General features: G+C 64.7%; 14 protein-coding genes. 10 read left to right on the top strand and 4 right to left on the bottom strand.

All coding sequences use genetic code 11. The features are described from left to right. Positions 1-309 precede the first annotated feature (309 nt). The 10 genes from rimP (at position 310) to EN738_RS05165 (ending at position 12618) form a co-directional block, all read left to right on the top strand. Complete coding sequence (gene rimP, locus EN738_RS05120; protein WP_127282760.1) at positions 310-942, top strand: ribosome maturation factor RimP; 633 nt, start codon at positions 310-312, stop codon at positions 940-942. A gap of 48 nt (positions 943-990) precedes the next feature. Continuing rightward, complete coding sequence (gene nusA, locus EN738_RS05125; RefSeq protein ID WP_127282761.1) at positions 991-2586, top strand: transcription termination factor NusA; 1596 nt, start codon at positions 991-993, stop codon at positions 2584-2586. A gap of 38 nt (positions 2587-2624) precedes the next feature. Further along, positions 2625-3275, top strand: a complete 651-nt coding sequence (locus EN738_RS05130) for an RNA-binding protein (RefSeq protein ID WP_127282762.1) — start codon at positions 2625-2627, stop codon at positions 3273-3275. Continuing rightward, positions 3272-5845 carry a translation initiation factor IF-2 gene (infB, locus tag EN738_RS05135; protein ID WP_127282763.1) on the top strand — a complete coding sequence of 858 codons (2574 nt, stop codon included), beginning with the start codon at positions 3272-3274 and terminating at the stop codon, positions 5843-5845. The genes EN738_RS05130 and infB overlap by 4 nt, the downstream gene beginning before the upstream one ends. 113 nt (positions 5846-5958) lie before the next feature. Then, positions 5959-6387, top strand: a complete 429-nt coding sequence (rbfA, locus tag EN738_RS05140; protein WP_127282764.1) for a 30S ribosome-binding factor RbfA — start codon at positions 5959-5961, stop codon at positions 6385-6387. Beyond that, complete coding sequence (gene truB / locus EN738_RS05145) at positions 6387-7352, top strand: tRNA pseudouridine(55) synthase TruB (RefSeq protein ID WP_127282765.1); 966 nt, start codon at positions 6387-6389, stop codon at positions 7350-7352. The genes rbfA and truB overlap by 1 nt, the downstream gene beginning before the upstream one ends. 43 nt (positions 7353-7395) lie before the next feature. Next, positions 7396-8490, top strand: coding sequence for a magnesium/cobalt transporter CorA (gene corA, locus EN738_RS05150; protein ID WP_127282766.1), 1095 nt, complete (start codon positions 7396-7398; stop codon positions 8488-8490). A gap of 88 nt (positions 8491-8578) precedes the next feature. Further along, positions 8579-8953, top strand: coding sequence for a 30S ribosomal protein S15 (gene rpsO, locus EN738_RS05155; protein WP_281033866.1), 375 nt, complete (start codon positions 8579-8581; stop codon positions 8951-8953). A 415-nt stretch (positions 8954-9368) separates the two neighbouring features. Next, the gene (pnp, locus tag EN738_RS05160; protein ID WP_127282767.1) at positions 9369-11519 is read left to right on the top strand and encodes a polyribonucleotide nucleotidyltransferase; all 2151 of its coding nucleotides are present in this window, start codon (positions 9369-9371) and stop codon (positions 11517-11519) included. Between the two features lie 85 nt (positions 11520-11604). Next, positions 11605-12618 (top strand): class I SAM-dependent methyltransferase, encoded by a 1014-nt coding sequence (locus EN738_RS05165; RefSeq protein ID WP_127282768.1) that lies wholly within the window; start codon positions 11605-11607, stop codon positions 12616-12618. Positions 12619-12626: 8 nt separating this feature from the next. Here the strand turns inward: EN738_RS05165 and EN738_RS05170 are convergent, their stop codons facing one another. The 4 genes from EN738_RS05170 to fabA form a co-directional block, all read right to left on the bottom strand. Further along, positions 12627-14177, bottom strand: coding sequence for a bifunctional diguanylate cyclase/phosphodiesterase (locus EN738_RS05170; RefSeq protein WP_127282769.1), 1551 nt, complete (start codon positions 14175-14177; stop codon positions 12627-12629). A 101-nt stretch (positions 14178-14278) separates the two neighbouring features. Beyond that, positions 14279-15091 carry an enoyl-ACP reductase FabI gene (fabI, locus tag EN738_RS05175; protein ID WP_127282770.1) on the bottom strand — a complete coding sequence of 271 codons (813 nt, stop codon included), beginning with the start codon at positions 15089-15091 and terminating at the stop codon, positions 14279-14281. 12 nt (positions 15092-15103) lie between these two features. Continuing rightward, on the bottom strand, positions 15104-16324 hold the full coding sequence (gene fabB, locus EN738_RS05180; RefSeq protein WP_127282771.1) for a beta-ketoacyl-ACP synthase I: 1221 nt from the start codon (positions 16322-16324) through the stop codon (positions 15104-15106). Positions 16325-16447: 123 nt separating this feature from the next. Further along, positions 16448-16895 (bottom strand): 3-hydroxyacyl-[acyl-carrier-protein] dehydratase FabA (fabA, locus tag EN738_RS05185; protein ID WP_127282772.1); only part of this gene is annotated, 448 nt, incomplete at its 5' end.

A 16895-nucleotide genomic window follows, 5' to 3' on the forward strand; every position in this document is an offset into this window, starting at 1 on the left:
CCACCGCGCGCAATTTCTCTTGTTGTGCGATGCAACATAGATAGGCACGGCGCGCCTGGGATCACAGAGGCGTTGCCGCATGGACGCCATGCGCCCGGCGCAAGGCTGCTTGCGCCGGCCTCCATTGGCCGGGTAATCTGCAGCAAGAGCGCCGCGTTTGCCACGCTCCTCACGGCAGGCTTGAAACGCCGAGCGGGATCGTTTATATCAGCCTCAAATTCTTGGTCGGTATGACGAAGAGTGGGTCCACCCGGTCCCGCTCTTTTTTATTACCTGCCAGCCAGCCACGAAAAGAGCGACAGGGACCTGATGAGCGCAGCGGCAATCGACGCCGACGACCGTATCATCCGCGAAAGCGGGATCGATGCGCGCATAGCGCTGATCGTGCAGCCGGTGCTGCGCGGCATCGGCTTCCGCCTGGTGCGGGTGCATCTGTCGGGCCAGAACGGGCTGACGCTGCAGATCATGGCCGAACGCGAGGACGGCACCATGACCGTCGAGGATTGCGAGGAAGTCAGCCGCGCCGTGTCGCCCGCACTCGATGTCGAAGATCCGATCGAAAAGGCGTATCATCTCGAAGTGTCTTCGCCCGGCATCGACCGGCCGCTGGTGCGCAAGTCGGATTTCACCACCTGGACCGGCCATCTGGTCAAGATGGAGACCTCGGTTCTTGTCGGCGACCGCAAGCGCTTCAAGGGCAAGATCGCCGAGAGCGACGATGATGGCGTGCTGATCGCCCGCGACAAGGCGGCCTATGGCGAGGAGCCGACGGTGCGCGTGCCTTACGATGCGATCGCCGATGCCCGGCTGGTGCTGACCGACGATCTCATCCGCGACGCCCTGTCGAAGGACAACAGGGCGCGCAAGGAAGCCAAGAAGCGTCGCGGCGAAGCGGAAGACGCTGCCGCGGATACGGAAAACGAAACCGAACAGGACAATTGATTTGAGCCGCCCGGCGACAGGTCCGGCAACAGGCTCGGGAGAAAGACAATGGTTGTAAGCGCCAACAGACTGGAACTGCTGCAGATCGCCGACGCGGTCGCGCGTGAAAAGTCGATCGACAAGTCGATCGTCATCGCCGCCATGGCCGATGCGATCCAGAAGGCTGCGCGCTCGCGCTATGGCCAGGAGACCAACATCCGCGCCGACATCAACGCCAACACCGGCGAGATGAAGCTGCAGCGGCTGATGGAAGTGGTCGAGAAGGTCGAGGACTACGCCACGCAGATCGCCATTTCCTCGGCCCGCGAGCGCAACCCCGACGCCCAGCTCGGCGACTTCATCGCCGAACAGCTGCCGCCGATGGATTTCGGCCGCATCGCCGCCCAGTCGGCCAAGCAGGTCATCGTCCAGAAGGTGCGCGAGGCCGAGCGTGACCGCCAGTATGACGAATACAAGGACCGCATCGGCGAGATCGTCAACGGCACCGTCAAGCGTGTCGAATACGGCAACGTCATCGTCGATCTCGGCCGCGGCGAAGCGATCATCCGCCGCGACGAGCTGATTCCGCGCGAAAACTACAAATATGGCGACCGCGTCCGCGCCTATGTCTACGACGTGCGCCGCGAGCAGCGCGGCCCGCAGATCTTCCTGTCGCGAACCCATCCGCAGTTCATGGCGAAGCTCTTCACCATGGAAGTGCCGGAAATCTACGACGGCATCATCGAGATCAAGTCGGTGGCCCGCGATCCGGGCTCGCGCGCCAAGATCGCCGTCATCTCGCGCGATAGCTCGATCGATCCGGTCGGCGCCTGCGTCGGCATGCGCGGCAGCCGCGTCCAGGCGGTGGTCGGCGAATTGCAGGGCGAGAAGATCGACATCATTCCGTGGTCCCCGTCGGCCGCGTCCTTCATCGTCAACGCGCTGCAGCCGGCCGAGGTCGCCAAGGTGGTGCTCGACGAGGATGCCGAGCGCATCGAGGTCGTGGTGCCGGACGACCAGCTGTCGCTGGCCATCGGCCGTCGCGGCCAGAACGTCCGCCTTGCCTCGCAGCTCACCGGCTGGGACATCGATATCCTGACCGAGCAGGAAGAGAGCGAGCGCCGCCAGAAGGAATTCGTCGAGCGTTCGGCGCTGTTCATGGAAGCCCTCGACGTCGACGAGATGGTCGGCCAGGTGCTGGCCTCCGAGGGTTTCACCAGCGTCGAGGAAGTCGCCTATGTCGATGCCGGCGAAATCGCCTCCATCGATGGCTTCGACGAGGACACCGCTTCGGAGATCCAGACGCGCGCCCGTGAATATCTGGAGAAGATCGAGGCCGAGCATGACGACAAGCGCAAGGCGCTCGGCGTCGAGGACGAACTGCGCGAGATCCCCGGCATCACCACCGCCATGATGGTGACGCTCGGCGAGGACGGCGTGAAGACGATCGAGGATTTCGCCGGCTATGCCGCGGACGACCTGACCGGCTGGAAGGAACGCAAGGACGGCGAGACCAAGGTCTATCCGGGCGTGCTCGCCAGCCACGGCGTGTCGCGCGCCGATGCCGAGCAGATGGTTCTGGCTGCCCGCCTCAAGGCCGGCTGGATCACCGAGGACGAGCTTGCCGCGCAGGAAGCGCCGGCTGACGAAGCCGTCGGTGCGTGAGGTGAAACCGCATCGCACAGAACCCGCCCCCGGACGAGATGAACGATCGCACCTGCATCGTCACCCGCAAGCAGGCCGAACCGGATGAATTGATCCGTTTCGTCGTCGGCCCGGATTCGGCCGTCGTCCCGGACCTCAAGAGAAATCTGCCCGGCCGCGGTTGCTGGGTCAGCGCCGAGCGCCTACATGTCGACAAGGCAGCGGCGAAAAACCTGTTTGCCCGCGCCTTCAAGGCGCAGGTGAACGTTGCCGCCGATCTCGGCGGCATTGTCGACGGGCTGCTTTCCCGATCCGCGCTGGGTATGCTGGGCCTCGCCCGCAAGGCCGGCGCGGTCGTTCTCGGCGCTGCCAAGGTCGAGAACGCGGTGCGCGACGGTCAGGCTTTGCTGGTGCTTCATGCGACCGAAGCATCGGATGACGGCGTTCGCAAGATCAGCCAGGCGCGGCGGGCGACCGTTCATCTCGGCGGCCCCGCCATCCCTGCCTACAAACTTTTCCCCGAGGCCGAGTTGAGCTTGGCATTGGGGGGTACAAATGTGATACATGCTGCCGTCCTCGCGCAAGACGCGGGAAGGGCGGTTGAGAAGCGCATGGTTGCGCTCGACCGGTATCGGGGCGGTACCCCGGACGATCTGGCAATGCTTGCGGACGTTGCTGACGAAGATGATGCCGCAGAGGATATGGAATGAGCGATACGAAATCGGGCGACGACAAGACGTTGAGCGTTACGCCGAAGAAGACCTTGACGCTGAAGCGCCCCGGCATGGAACAGGGCACTGTGCGCCAGAACTTCTCGCACGGCCGCACCAAGGCGGTCGTCGTCGAGACCAAGAAGCGCAAGTTCTCGCTGCACGGCGACAAGCCGGAGCCGGCGGCCGCTCCCGTGTCCGTCTTCGCGCCGAAGCCCGCCGCCGCGGCGGCGCCCGCTGTCCAGGAAGCGCCGAAGGCGCCACCGCCGCCGCCTCCAGCCGAGCGTGGCGGCATGGTGCTCAACGAATTGTCGCGCGGCGAGATGGAAGCCCGCCGCAGGGCGCTCGAAGGCTCCAAGGCGCGCGAGATCGAAGATCGCCAGCGTGCCCAGGAAGATGCCAAGCGCCGCGCCGATGACGAGGAACGTCGCCGTCGCGAGCGTGAGGAATCCGCGCGCCGCCAGGCCGAGGAAGAAGCGCGGCTGCAGACCGAGGCCGAATCCCGGCGCCGCGCCGAGGAAGAGGCGCGCCGCCGCGCGCCGCAGGCCGCCGAGCTGGCGACGCCGGACGATGAGGAAGAGGTCAAGCCGAAGCGCACCAGTGGCGCAGGCGCCCCCGTGCGCCGCCTGGTTACGCCCGAAGTGGCGCGTCCAGCCAAGCCGACCAAGGGCGAGGAAGATCGTCGCCGCGGCAAGCTGACGCTGAATTCGGCGCTCTCCGACGAGGATGCGCGCGCTCGCTCGCTGTCGTCGATGCGCCGCCGTCAAGAGAAGTTCAAGCGCGCGATGCATAACGAGCCGCGCGAGAAGGTCATGCGCGAAGTGATCCTGCCCGAAACCATCACCATCCAGGAACTGGCGCAGCGCATGTCCGAGCGCGCCGTCGACGTGGTCAAGTTCTTCATGAAGCAGGGCCAGATCATGAAGCCGGGCGACGTCATCGACGCCGACACCGCCGAACTGGTGGCCACTGAATTCGGCCACACGGTGCGCCGCGTCGCCGAGTCCGACATCGAGGAAGGCCTGTTCAACATCGCCGACCGTGCCGAAGACCTGGTGGCGCGTCCGCCTGTGGTCACGATCATGGGCCACGTCGACCACGGCAAGACCTCGCTGCTCGACGCCATCCGCAACGCCAATGTCGTCTCCGGCGAAGCCGGCGGCATCACCCAGCACATCGGCGCCTACCAGGTCGAGAAGAACGGTCAGAAGATCACCTTCATCGACACGCCCGGCCACGCCGCCTTCACGGCGATGCGCGCCCGTGGCGCCCAGGCGACCGACATCGCCGTGCTGGTGGTTGCGGCCGACGACAGCGTGATGCCGCAGACGATCGAATCGATCAGCCATGCCAAGGCGGCCGGCGTGCCGATCATCGTCGCCATCAACAAGATCGACAAGCGTGACGCCGACCCGCAAAAGGTGCGTTCCGAACTGCTGCGCCATGAGGTTTTCGTCGAGTCCATGGGCGGCGAGGTGCTGGACGTCGAAGTGTCGGCGACCAAGGGCACCAATCTCGACAAGCTGCTCGAAGCGATCCTGCTGCAGGCCGAAATCCTCGACCTGAAAGCCAATCCGGACCGCACCGCCGAGGGCGTCGTCATCGAGGCGCAGCTCGACAAGGGCCGCGGCCCCGTCGCCACCGTGCTGGTGCAGACCGGCACGCTGATGCCGGGCGACATCCTCGTCGCCGGCAACGAGTGGGGCCGGGTGCGCGCGCTGGTCAACGATCGTGGCGAGCACGTCAAGGAAGCGCCGCCGGCGATGCCGGTGGAGGTGCTGGGCCTGCAGGGCACCCCGCAGGCCGGCGATCGCTTCGCCGTCGTCAACAACGAGGCCCGCGCCCGCGAGATCACCGAATACCGTCAGCGCCTGGCGCGCGAGAAGGCGGTGGCCAAGCATGCCGGCCAGCGCGGCTCGCTGGAGCAGATGATGTCGCAGTTGCAGACGAGCGGGCTGAAGGAGTTCCCGCTGGTCATCAAGGGCGACGTGCAGGGCTCGATCGAGGCGATCAGCGCCGCACTCGAGAAGCTCGGCAACGACGAAGTGCGCGCGCGCATCGTCCATGCCGGAGCCGGCGGCATCACCGAAAGCGACGTGTCGCTGGCGGAGACCTCCGGTGCCGCGATCATCGGCTTCAATGTCCGCGCCAATACGCAGGCACGTGCCGCCGCCGCGGCCGCCGGCATCGAGATCCGCTACTACTCGATCATCTACAATCTCGTCGATGACGTGAAGGCGGCTCTCTCCGGCATGCTCTCGCCGGAGCGTCGCGAGACCTTCATCGGCAATGCCGAGATCCTCGAGATCTTCGACATCACCAAGGTCGGCAAGATCGCCGGCTGCCGTGTCACCGAAGGCAAGGTCGAACGCGGCGCCGGCGTGCGCCTGATCCGCGACAACGTCGTCATCCACGAAGGCACGCTGAAGACACTGAAGCGCTTCAAGGACGAGGTTTCGGAAGTGCCGGGCGGCCAGGAGTGCGGCATGGCCTTCCAGAACTACGAGGACATGCGCGTCGGCGACGTCATCGAGTGCTTCCGCATCGAGATGGTGACCCGCACGCTCTAAGTTCGAGCATCGCATTGAGAAGTCCGGGCGGTGGTCGCAAGGCCGCCGCCCACATCACATGAGACATGCGGCGCGGTCCCATCCCGCGCATCACGATTTCAGGACCGAGGAAAATGTCCCGTTCAACCACGTCAGGCCCGTCCCAGCGCATGCTGCGTGTCGGTGAGCAGGTGCGCCACGCGCTGTCCGAAACCTTGCAGCGCGGCGAGATCATCGATCCGCTGATCGAGAACAGCGTGATCTCGGTTTCCGAGGTCCGCATGTCGCCCGATCTGAAGATCGCCACCGCTTTCGTCTCGCCGCTCGGCGCCAGCGACGACAATGCCGTGGTCGAAGCGCTCAACAAGCATGCGAAATTCATCCGCGGCCGTGTCTCGGGCGCGCTGAGGCAGATGAAGTACATGCCGGAGTTTCGCTTCCGGCTGGACACGTCCTTCGACAATTTCGCCCGCATCAACGATTTGCTGAAGTCGCCGGAAGTGGCGCGGGATCTCAGCAACGACGACGACAAAGACAAAGACGACAAGAAGGACAGCGAATAGTGGGCCGTCGCGGCAAGAAGAAGGGCAGGCCGGTTTCCGGCTGGGTGGTTCTGGACAAGCCGGTCGGCATGGGTTCGACCGAGGCCGTCTCCAAGATCAAATGGCTGTTCCAGGCCGAGAAGGCCGGCCATGCCGGCACGCTCGACCCGCTGGCGTCGGGAATGCTGCCGATCGCGCTCGGCGAAGCGACCAAGACCGTGCCCTACGTGCAGGACGGCGCCAAGGTCTATCGCTTTACCGTCGCCTGGGGCGAGGAGCGCTCGACCGATGATCTCGAGGGCCCGGTGACCAACAGCTCGGAGCGCCGTCCGGCCGAGGCCGAGGTGAAGGCGCTGTTGCCGAAATACACCGGCGTCATCATGCAAACGCCGCCGCAGTTCTCCGCCATCAAGATCGCCGGCGAGCGCGCCTATGACCTCGCCCGCGAGGGCGAGACGGTCGACATCCCCGCGCGCGAGATCGAGATCGGCCGCCTCGATATTGTCGAGCACGACGCCGGCCGCACCGTTTTCGAGGTCGAATGCGGCAAGGGCACCTATGTGCGTTCGCTCGCTCGCGACATGGGCCGCGACCTCGGCTGCTTCGGCCATATCGCGGAGCTGCGCCGTGTCGAGGTCGAGCCGTTCACGCCGGAGGACTTCGTCACCGTCGCCGAACTCGAAGCCGCCCGTTTCGGCGAACGCGGCGAGGTGGCGGGGGATGACGACGCATCCGACGCGCCGGTCGACTTCGATGCCATCGACGCGCTGCTGGTCGACACCGCGGCAGCGCTCGAGTGCCTGCCGCAGGTCACCGTCAGCGACGACGCGGCGACCAGAATCCGGCTCGGCAATCCGGTCATCATCCGCGGCCGAGACGCTCCGGTCGAGGCCGAGGAAGCCTGCGCCACGGTGCGCGGCAGGCTGGTCGCCATCGGCGCCATCGAGCAGGGCATGTTCAAGCCCAAGCGGGTCTTTGCCGGATGACGGCGCTCGGCTAGTTTCGGTTCGGCATTGGGGGCAGGGGGATATGGCGAAAGCTGAGACGGCAACGAAGCGCGGGCCGATGAAGACCCGCCGGCCACCGGTCGGCGCCTCGCCGGGCACACTGATCGCCGATCCGGCGGCACGGCGCAGCGAGCTCCGGCTGACGCTGATCTCGCCCGACAAATTCGAGACCATCGAGAACGCCAGTATCGATGATCTCAATGCCCATTGCGACCAGTGGCCCGTCGTCTGGCTGGATTGCACCGGCCTCGCCAACATCCCGCTGATCGAGGAGATCGGCCGCATCTTCAGCCTGCATCCGCTGGCGCTTGAAGATGTCGTCAACACTGGCCAACGGCCGAAGGTGGACTTCTTCGAGGACCATGCCTTTGTCGTCATGCGCATGATCGACGATGTCACGGCCCATCGCTACGAGCAGATCGCGGTCTTCTTCGGCAGCAACTTCGTCGTCACCTTCCAGGAGCGCGAGGGCGATCCGTTCAATCCGGTTCGCAAGCGCATCGCCAGCTCGGTGCCGAACCGGCTGCGCGCGCGCGGCGCCGACTATCTCGCCTATGCGTTGATCGACGCCATCGTCGACAGCTATTTCCCGCCGATCGAGGCCGCCAGCGAATTGGTCGACGGCATCGAGGACGAGATGCTGCGCGCGCCGCACAAGCAGCAGATGCGGCAACTGCACGAGTTGCGGCGCGACGCCAACGTGCTGAAGGGTGTGCTTTGGCCGATGCGCGATGCGCTGGCGACGCTGATCCGCAACGACGTGCCCTACGTGAAGGCCGAGACCAAGGTCTTCTTCAACGACACGCTCGATCATTCGCTGCGCCTGATCGAATTGGTCGAAACCCAGCGCGACATGCTGACCGGGCTGATCGAGATGCACCTGTCGCTGAGCCAGGCGCGCACCAACGACGTCATCTCCTATCTGACCATCGTCTCGGTGATCTTCATGCCGCTGACCTTCCTGGTCGGCGTCTGGGGCATGAACTTCGACCCCGATACCTCGCCATGGAACATGCCGGAGTTGAAGGCCTATTACGGCTACCCCACGGCGCTGCTGTTCATGGCCCTCGTTGCCGCCGGGCTGATTGCTTTCTTCAAGTGGAAGAAGTGGTTGTAGTCGAACGCAAATCTTCAGTTTTCAGGGAAAAGGCCTGCGACAAGCCGGCTTGTGATTTGGGCTGGCGTTTTCCGGGGAATTGCCCTATATGCGCCGCAGCTTCGCGCCGTGTCGCGTTGCTTGCACCGGCCCCTGCTGGACGACATCCCGGCTGAGGGCGACCCGTTTCCTCCAACAGATAAGGAAAAACACGATGTCGATTACTGCCGAGCGCAAAAAGGAATTGATGGGTGAATTCGCAACCGCCAAGGGCGATACCGGGTCTCCGGAAGTCCAGGTGGCCATCCTTTCCGAGCGCATCAAGAACCTGACCGACCACTTCAAGGACCACAAGAAGGATAACCATTCCCGCCGTGGTCTGCTCGCTCTCGTCTCCCAGCGCCGCAGCCTGCTTGATTATCTCAAGCGCAAGGACGACGCGCGCTATCAGACGCTGATCGAGAAGCTCGGTCTGCGCCGTTGACGAATTGACCGGCGGGCTTTCCTCGGGAGAGCCCGCCGGTCGCGCATTTGGTGCATCGGATCGCTCCAGTGCACCAATGACAGGATGAAGCGCCGCGCATCGATCGGATACGCAAACGGACGCTTCGCGAAGTTGGCATTTGCGCATGGCCGTTCCGAGAGCCGCGGCTTTCAGGTCATGCGCAAGGCCGGTCGGATCGATCGGCCAGACCCGGTTTCGAGCCAGCAAAGGGCTGCTTGGAACCGCCCATGGACGGTCATGGGGCAGGATTGCAGGATGCTCGTGCGGCCAGCGTGCCGGGATTGATGCGAGCGTCCCGTTGTCTTGCCCGTGGCTGCCCGAGAAAAGAAGCCAGGGGAAAGGGCATCCGCGCACGACAAGCCGCGCGACCCTTTCCGCATATGAAGGACAAGACATGTTCAATCACCACAAAGTGGAAATCGAGTGGGGCGGCCGTCCGCTCGTTCTGGAAACCGGCAAGATCGCGCGCCAGGCTGACGGCGCGGTGCTCGCCACCTACGGCGAGACCAAGGTCCTCGCCACCGTCGTTTCGATGAAGGAGCCGAAGCCCGGCCTCGATTTCTTTCCGCTGACCGTCAATTACCAGGAAAAGACCTACGCCGCCGGCAAGATCCCGGGCGGCTATTTCAAGCGCGAGGGACGTCCGAGCGAGAAGGAAACGCTGGTTTCCCGCCTGATCGACCGTCCGATCCGCCCGCTCTTCGCCGATGGCTACAAGAACGACACCCAGATCGTCGTCACCGTCGTCCAGCACGACCTCGAGAACGATCCGGACATCCTGTCGATCGTTGCCACCTCGGCCGCGCTGACGCTGTCCGGTGTCCCCTTCATGGGCCCGATCGGTGGTGCCCGCGTCGGCTACATCAACGGCGAGTACGTGCTTAACCCGCATATCGACGAGATGCAGGAATCCAAGCTCGACCTCGTCGTCGCCGGCACCACCGATGCCGTGCTGATGGTCGAATCCGAGGCCAAGGAACTCTCCGAAGAGCTGATGCTCGGCGCCGTCATGTTCGGCCACAAGGGCTTCCAGCCGGTGATCGAGGCGATCATCAAGCTGGCCGAGGTCGCCGCCAAGGATCCGCGCGACTTCACCGCCCCGGACTATTCCGCGCTCGAAGGCGAGATGCTGAAGATCGTCGGCGACGAGCTTCGCGATGCCTACAAGATCACCGACAAGCAGGCCCGCTATGCCGCCGTCGACGCCGTCAAGGCGAAGGTGAAGGCGGCGTTCGCGCCGGCCGAAGGCGAGGAAGCCAGGTACACGTCCGAGCAGATCGGCTCCGTGTTCAAGGAACTCCAGGCCAAGGTCGTGCGCTGGAACATCCTCGACACCGGCTCGCGCATCGATGGCCGCGACCTGAAGACGGTCCGCAAGATCGTCTCCGAAGTCGGCGTCCTGCCGCGCACCCACGGTTCGGCGCTGTTCACCCGCGGCGAGACCCAGGCGCTGGTCGTCGCCACGCTCGGCACCGGCGAGGACGAGCAGTATGTCGACTCGCTGACCGGCATGTACAAGGAGAAGTTCCTCCTCCACTACAACTTCCCGCCCTACTCGGTCGGCGAGACCGGCCGCATGGGCTCGCCGGGCCGCCGCGAGATCGGCCACGGCAAGCTTGCCTGGCGCGCCATCCGGCCGATGCTGCCCTCCGCCGACCAGTTCCCCTACACGCTGCGCGTCGTCTCGGAGATCACCGAGTCCAACGGTTCGTCCTCGATGGCGACCGTCTGCGGCACCTCGCTGGCGCTGATGGATGCCGGCGTGCCGCTGGCCAAGCCGGTTGCCGGCATCGCCATGGGCCTGATCAAGGAAGGCGAGCGCTTCGCGGTGCTCTCCGACATCCTGGGCGATGAAGATCATCTCGGCGACATGGACTTCAAGGTCGCCGGCACAGCCAACGGCATCACCTCGCTGCAGATGGACATCAAGATCGAGGGCATCACCGAGGAGATCATGCAGATCGCGCTGGACCAGGCCAAGGATGGCCGCCAGCATATCCTCGGCGAGATGGCGCATGCTCTGACCGGCGCTCGCCCCGAACTCGGTGAGTTCGCGCCACGCATCGAAGTCATGCACATCCCGACCGACAAGATCCGCGACGTCATCGGTTCCGGCGGCAAGGTCATCCGCGAGATCGTCGAGAAGACCGGCGCCAAGATCAACATCGAGGACGACGGCACGATCAAGATCGCTTCGGCCAACGCCAAGGAGATCGAGGCGGCGAAGAAGTGGATCCACACCATCGTTGCCGAGCCGGAAGTCGGCGAGATCTATGAAGGCACGGTCGTCAAGACCGCCGACTTCGGCGCCTTCGTCAACTTCTTCGGTCCGCGCGACGGCCTCGTTCACATTTCGCAGCTGGCCAACGAGCGCGTCGCCAAGACCTCCGACGTCGTCAAGGAAGGCGACAAGGTCTGGGTCAAGCTGATGGGCTTCGACGAGCGCGGCAAGGTCCGCCTGTCGATGAAGGTCGTCGACCAGGCCACCGGCAAGGAAATCGTGCGCGAGAAGAAGGCTGAAGGCGGCGAGGAAGACGCTGCCTGATCGGGCTGACCAGACAGTTGAGACGGGCGCGGCTTATGTCGCGCCCGTTTTCGTTTAGGGGGCGTGTTTCCCGCGGGGCAAGGAAATGTCGGCAGAGCCGCTGAAGACGCTGTTCCATTCGTATGAGGCTGAGGCCCTCGACTTGCCGAAAGAGGGCGAGCGCGTGCTTTTCCTCGGCGCCGAACCCGGTTTCCGCTTGCCCGGGGGCTTCGCAGCCGCGCTCCATCTCGTGCAGGGTTTTCGCCCGCATTTTCGCGCGCTGCAGGCGGCGGGTTTTCACGTCACGCCGCGAGCGGACGGCGCTGGCTTCGATGCCGCGCTCGTGCTCGCCGGCCGTCACCGCGGCCAGAACGAGCTGCGGGTCGCCGAAGCGATCGAACGCGTGGCGTCGGGTGGGCTGATCCTGGTCGCGGGCGGCAAGGAGGATGGTATCGCTAGCCTGCGCAAGCGTGTCGACGAGCTTGTGCCGCTCGACGGCCATTTGCCGAAGCATCACGGCGTCGCCTTCTGGTTCCGCCGGCCCGTCGACGTCGGCGCGGCGGCCGTGCTGCGCTCGGCCAATCCGGCGGTTGTGGTCGAAGGCCGTTTCCACACCACGCCAGGCATGTTCTCCTTCGATCGGGTAGATGCCGGCTCGAAACTGCTGGTGGATAGCCTGCCGGGCGACATCAGGGGCGCCGTTGCCGATTTCTGCGCCGGCTGGGGCTATGTGGCGGCCGAGGCGGCGTCGCGCTTCCCGGGGCTCACCGGGCTCGATCTTTTCGAAGCGGATTTCGAGGCGCTGGAGGCGGCGAAGGCCAATCTTGGCGGCACTTCGGTCGAGCCGCGCTTCTTCTGGACCGATCTGCTCGGCGAGCCTGTCGAGCGACGCTATGACGCTATTCTCATGAACCCGCCTTTCCACCGCGGCCGGGCGGCTGAGCCGGAGATCGGCGCCGGCATGATCCGGGCGGCGGCGAAGGCGCTGAAACCGGGCGGACGCTTGTTCATGGTGGCGAACCGCCAGTTGCCTTACGAAGCGGTGCTGGCGGCGGCCTTCTCAAGCCATGCCGAGATCGCCCGCGACGGCATGTTCAAGGTGCTGTCGGCGCGCCGATAACGGGCGCCTTAATGCATGCTGACGATGCGCGCCTCGCGCTTTTCGACGAAGCGCGCTTCGCCCATCCCGACCTTGAGCGGGGCCGGCCGGCCGAACAGGTAGCCTTGCACCACCTCGCAGCCGGCGGCCCTGAGCAGCGTCGCCTGGTTTTCGGTCTCGACGCCTTCGGCGATGATGCCGACGCCGAGCGCGCGCGACAGCCCGACGATGGTCGAGACCACCGCGCCCGAGTTGGAATCGGTGTCGATGCGGCTGACGAAGGAACGGTCGATCTTGAGCTTGCCGAACGAGAAATCGATAAGGTAGCTGAGATTGGAATAGCCGGTGCCGAAATCGTCGACGGCCACCGAGATGCCCATCTCGGCAAGCTGCTGCAGGATGACGGCCGCGCGGTCGCGGTCCTGCATCATTGCGGTTTCGGTGACTTCCAGCTCGAGCCGTGACGGCTTGATGCCGGTGGCGACCATCGTTTCGCGCACCAGGCCGACGAAATCCTTGGTCATGAACTGCACCGGTGAGATGTTGACGGCGACGAAGCAGTCCTCGGGCAGGTACTGGGCGTCGCTGCAGGCCTTGCGCAGCACCCATTCGCCGATCGGGTTGATCATGCCAGTCTCTTCGGCGATCGGGATGAACTCGATCGGCGGGATCATGCCGCGTTCCGGGTGCTTCCAGCGGATAAGCGCCTCGTAGCCGATGATGCGGCCGCTCGGAAGGTCGAGCTGCGGCTGGTAGTGGAGGTCGAAATCGCCGCGCTCGAACGCGGTATGCAGTTCGGATTCGATCCATTGCCGATAGTCGGCGACCCGGCCCATGTCGCTATGGAAGACCGACCAGTTGCCGACGCCGCCGGCGCGCGCATTCTGCAGCGCCAGATTGGAACGGCGCAGCACCAGGACGGGGTCGACGCCGTCCTTGGGCATCGCCACGATGCCGACCGACAGGCTGACCGACTGCTGATGTGAATTGAGCTGATAGGGCTCCATCATCTCGTCGATGAGCTTCTCGATCGTCTGCTCGACCGAGCCCTTCAGCTCGCGGTCCGCCAGCAGCACCGCGAACTCGCCGGCGCCGATGCGCCCAAGCACCGCGCCCTCCGGCATGCGGTCCTTGAGCCGCTCGGCGAAGGCGCGGATCAGCTCGTCGCCATAGCTGTAGCCGATGGCGTCGTTGATGTGCTTGAAGCGGTCGATGTCGATGTCGATCAGGAACACCGGCTCGCCGGTGCGGATCGTCGCCGATGCCGCCTCGGCAATCTTGCCGACCATCGCCGGACGCGCCAGCAGGCCCGTCAGCTTGTCGAAATTGGTCTCGTTGAAGACATACTGCTCCGATTCATCGACACCGGCGAAGAAGGAAAGGGCGGCACCCGCCGCCGCCAGCGCGCAAAGCGCAGCGATGATGCCGGCCATCGTTTCCGCCGGCATGCCGGCAAGACCGTCGCCGAAACCGAATTTCAGCCCCCAGATGCCGAGGATAAAGCTGCCCATGCCCGAGCTTGCTATGGTGAGCAGCCGGAACAACGGTGTTCGCTTCGGGTTGCTGGCAGCAGCAGACATGCAGAGTCCCTAAGTTGCGGGACGTTCTAGCGGAAATCTCCTTAAAATGAGTTTCCGCCAATGCATCCAATTTTACCGGAAGCCGAGTATTTCCCGCGGGATTATTCCCGGGCGCCGTCGGTCTGCTTCAATTCGTCGAGTGTCGGCATGGAAACGATGTGGTAGCCGGAATCGACGTAATGGATCTCGCCGGTGACGCCGGAAGAGAGATCGGACAGCAGATAGAGCGCCGAGCCGCCGACCTCGTCGATGGTCACCGTGCGGCGCAGCGGCGAGTTGCGCTGCTGGTAGGAGAACATGTGGCGGGCGTCGGAAATCCCGGCGCCGGCGAGCGTGCGCACCGGGCCTGCCGAGATCCCGTTCACGCGGATGCCGCGCGGGCCGTAGTCATTGGCGAGATAGCGCACGCTGGCTTCCAGCCCGGCCTTGGCGACGCCCATGACGTTGTAGTTCGGCATGACCCGCACCGAGCCGGCATAGGTCAGCGTGATCATCGAGCCGCCATCCGTCATCAGCGGCGCGGCGTTGCGGGCCACCTCGGTGAAGGAATAGCAGGAGATCACCATGGTGCGGACGAAATTGTCGCGGCTGGTGTCGGCGTAGAGGCCCTTGAGCTCGTTCTTGTCGGAAAAGCCGATGGCATGGACGACGAAATCCAGCCCACCCCAGGCCTTGCCGAGGGTCTCGAACGTGGCGCTGACCGAGGCGCTGTCCTCGACGTCGCAAGGCACCACCAGCGATGCGCCGAGCTTGTCGGCAAGCGGCTTGACCCGGCGTCCGAAAGCGTCGCCCTGATAGGTGAAGGCGAGTTCGGCGCCGTGTTCGGACAATTTCTTGGCGATGCCCCAGGCGATCGAATGATCGTTGGCGACACCCATGACAAGCCCGCGCTTGCCCTTCATCAGTCCGTCCATGACTGGCGATCCTTATGCGGAATAGCGCTGGAAAATCAGCGTTGCGTTGGTGCCACCGAAACCGAAGGAATTCGACAAAACGGTGTCGATCCTGGCGTTGTCGATGCGCTTGCGCACGATCGGCATGCCTGCGAATTCCGGGTCGAGCTCCTCGATATGGGCGCTCTCGCCGATGAAGCCGCCTTGCATCATCAGGATCGAGTAGATCGATTCCTGGACACCGGCGGCGCCCAGCGAATGGCCGGTCAGCGACTTGGTCGAGGTGATGAACGGCATCTTGTCGCCGAACACTTTGCGGATGGCGCCCATCTCCTTGGAATCGCCGACCGGCGTCGAGGTGCCGTGCGTGTTGATGTAGTCGACCGGCGTAGACACCGTGGCGAGCGCCTGGCGCATGCAGCGCACCGCGCCTTCGCCCGACGGCGCCACCATGTCGTAGCCGTCGGAGGTCGCGCCGTAGCCGACGATCTCGGCATAGATCTTGGCGCCGCGCGCCTTGGCGTGCTCCAACTCCTCCAGGATCAGCACGCCAGCGCCGCCGGCGATGACGAAGCCGTCGCGGTTGACGTCATAGGCGCGCGAAGCGGTGGATGCCTTGTCGTTGTACTTCGACGACATCGCGCCCATGGCGTCGAACAGGTCCGACATCGTCCAGTCGAGATCCTCGTGGCCGCCGGCGAACATCACGTCCTGCTTGCCCCACTGGATGAGCTCATAGGCGTTGCCGATGCAGTGCGCGGAGGTCGAGCAGGCCGACGAGATCGAGTAGTTGACGCCGTGGATCTTGAACCAGGTGGCAAGCGTCGCCGATGCGGTCGACGACATCGCCTTCGGCACCGCGAACGGGCCGATGCGCTTGGGGCTGCCGTTCTTGAGCGTGGTTTCGGCCGCCTCGACGATGGTCCGGGTGGAGGGGCCGCCCGAGCCCATGACGATGCCGGTGCGTTCGTTGGTAATGTCGCTCTCGCCAAGCCCGGCATCCGCAATCGCCTGGTCCATGGCGACGTGGTTCCACGCCGCGCCCTGCGACAGAAAGCGCATGGCGCGCCGGTCGATCATGGCCGACGGATCGAGCGTCGGCGCGCCCCAGACCTGGCAGCGGAAACCGTGTTCGGCGAAGGAATTGGAAAAGCTGATGCCTGATTTGGCATCGTGCAGCGAGGCCTGCACCTCGTTGGCGTTGTTGCCGATCGACGACACGATGCCGAGGCCCGTCACTACGACCCGTCTCATTCGCAACTCCTTCAGGCGCATGATGTCGAAAACCGTGATCGGAATTCGCAAACGATCATACGCAAAATCAAAGCGCCATGCGGTCCCGCATGCAAAGGGTGCATGGCGCGGTGGTGGCGCCGGTCAAGCCGCCGCCGATTGCTTGGACAGACCCACTTTCAGATCCGTCGCCGCGTATATGGGTTCGCCATCCGCCTTCAGCCAGCCATCGGCGATACCGAGCACCAGACGCCCGCGCATCACGCGCTTGAAGTCGATGCCGTATTCCACCTTCTTGACCGACGGCGTCACCATGCCCTTGAACTTCACCTCGCCGGTCGACAGCGCCATCCCCTTGCCCGGCTCGCCGAGCCAGCCGAGATAGAAGCCGGTCAGCTGCCACATGGCGTCGAGACCGAGGCAGCCCGGCATGATCGGGTTGCCGATGAAATGGCAGGCGAAGAACCACAGGTCCGGCTTGATGTCGAACTCGGCGCGGATGAAGCCCTTGTCGAAGGCGCCGCCGGTCTCGCTGATCTCGGTGATGCGGTCGAACATCAGCATCGGCGGGGAGGGGAAACTCGCGGTGGCC

This window comes from Mesorhizobium sp. M4B.F.Ca.ET.017.02.2.1, assembly GCF_003998955.1.
Lineage (GTDB): Bacteria > Pseudomonadota > Alphaproteobacteria > Rhizobiales > Rhizobiaceae > Mesorhizobium > Mesorhizobium abyssinicae.

Excerpts from the sequence above, each read along its gene's own strand:
- corA (WP_127282766.1), top strand. The coding sequence starts at position 7,396 with ATGGCGAAAGCTGAGACGGCAACGAAGCGCGGGCCGATGAAGACCCGC.
- infB (WP_127282763.1), top strand. The coding sequence starts at position 3,272 with ATGAGCGATACGAAATCGGGCGACGACAAGACGTTGAGCGTTACGCCG.
- EN738_RS05170 (WP_127282769.1), bottom strand. The coding sequence starts at position 14,177 with ATGTCTGCTGCTGCCAGCAACCCGAAGCGAACACCGTTGTTCCGGCTG.
- EN738_RS05130 (WP_127282762.1), top strand. The coding sequence starts at position 2,625 with ATGAACGATCGCACCTGCATCGTCACCCGCAAGCAGGCCGAACCGGAT.
- rpsO (WP_281033866.1), top strand. The coding sequence starts at position 8,579 with ATGCGCCGCAGCTTCGCGCCGTGTCGCGTTGCTTGCACCGGCCCCTGC.
- rimP (WP_127282760.1), top strand. The coding sequence starts at position 310 with ATGAGCGCAGCGGCAATCGACGCCGACGACCGTATCATCCGCGAAAGC.
- nusA (WP_127282761.1), top strand. The coding sequence starts at position 991 with ATGGTTGTAAGCGCCAACAGACTGGAACTGCTGCAGATCGCCGACGCG.
- pnp (WP_127282767.1), top strand. The coding sequence starts at position 9,369 with ATGTTCAATCACCACAAAGTGGAAATCGAGTGGGGCGGCCGTCCGCTC.
- EN738_RS05165 (WP_127282768.1), top strand. The coding sequence starts at position 11,605 with ATGTCGGCAGAGCCGCTGAAGACGCTGTTCCATTCGTATGAGGCTGAG.
- fabB (WP_127282771.1), bottom strand. The coding sequence starts at position 16,324 with ATGAGACGGGTCGTAGTGACGGGCCTCGGCATCGTGTCGTCGATCGGC.
- rbfA (WP_127282764.1), top strand. The coding sequence starts at position 5,959 with ATGTCCCGTTCAACCACGTCAGGCCCGTCCCAGCGCATGCTGCGTGTC.
- fabI (WP_127282770.1), bottom strand. The coding sequence starts at position 15,091 with ATGGACGGACTGATGAAGGGCAAGCGCGGGCTTGTCATGGGTGTCGCC.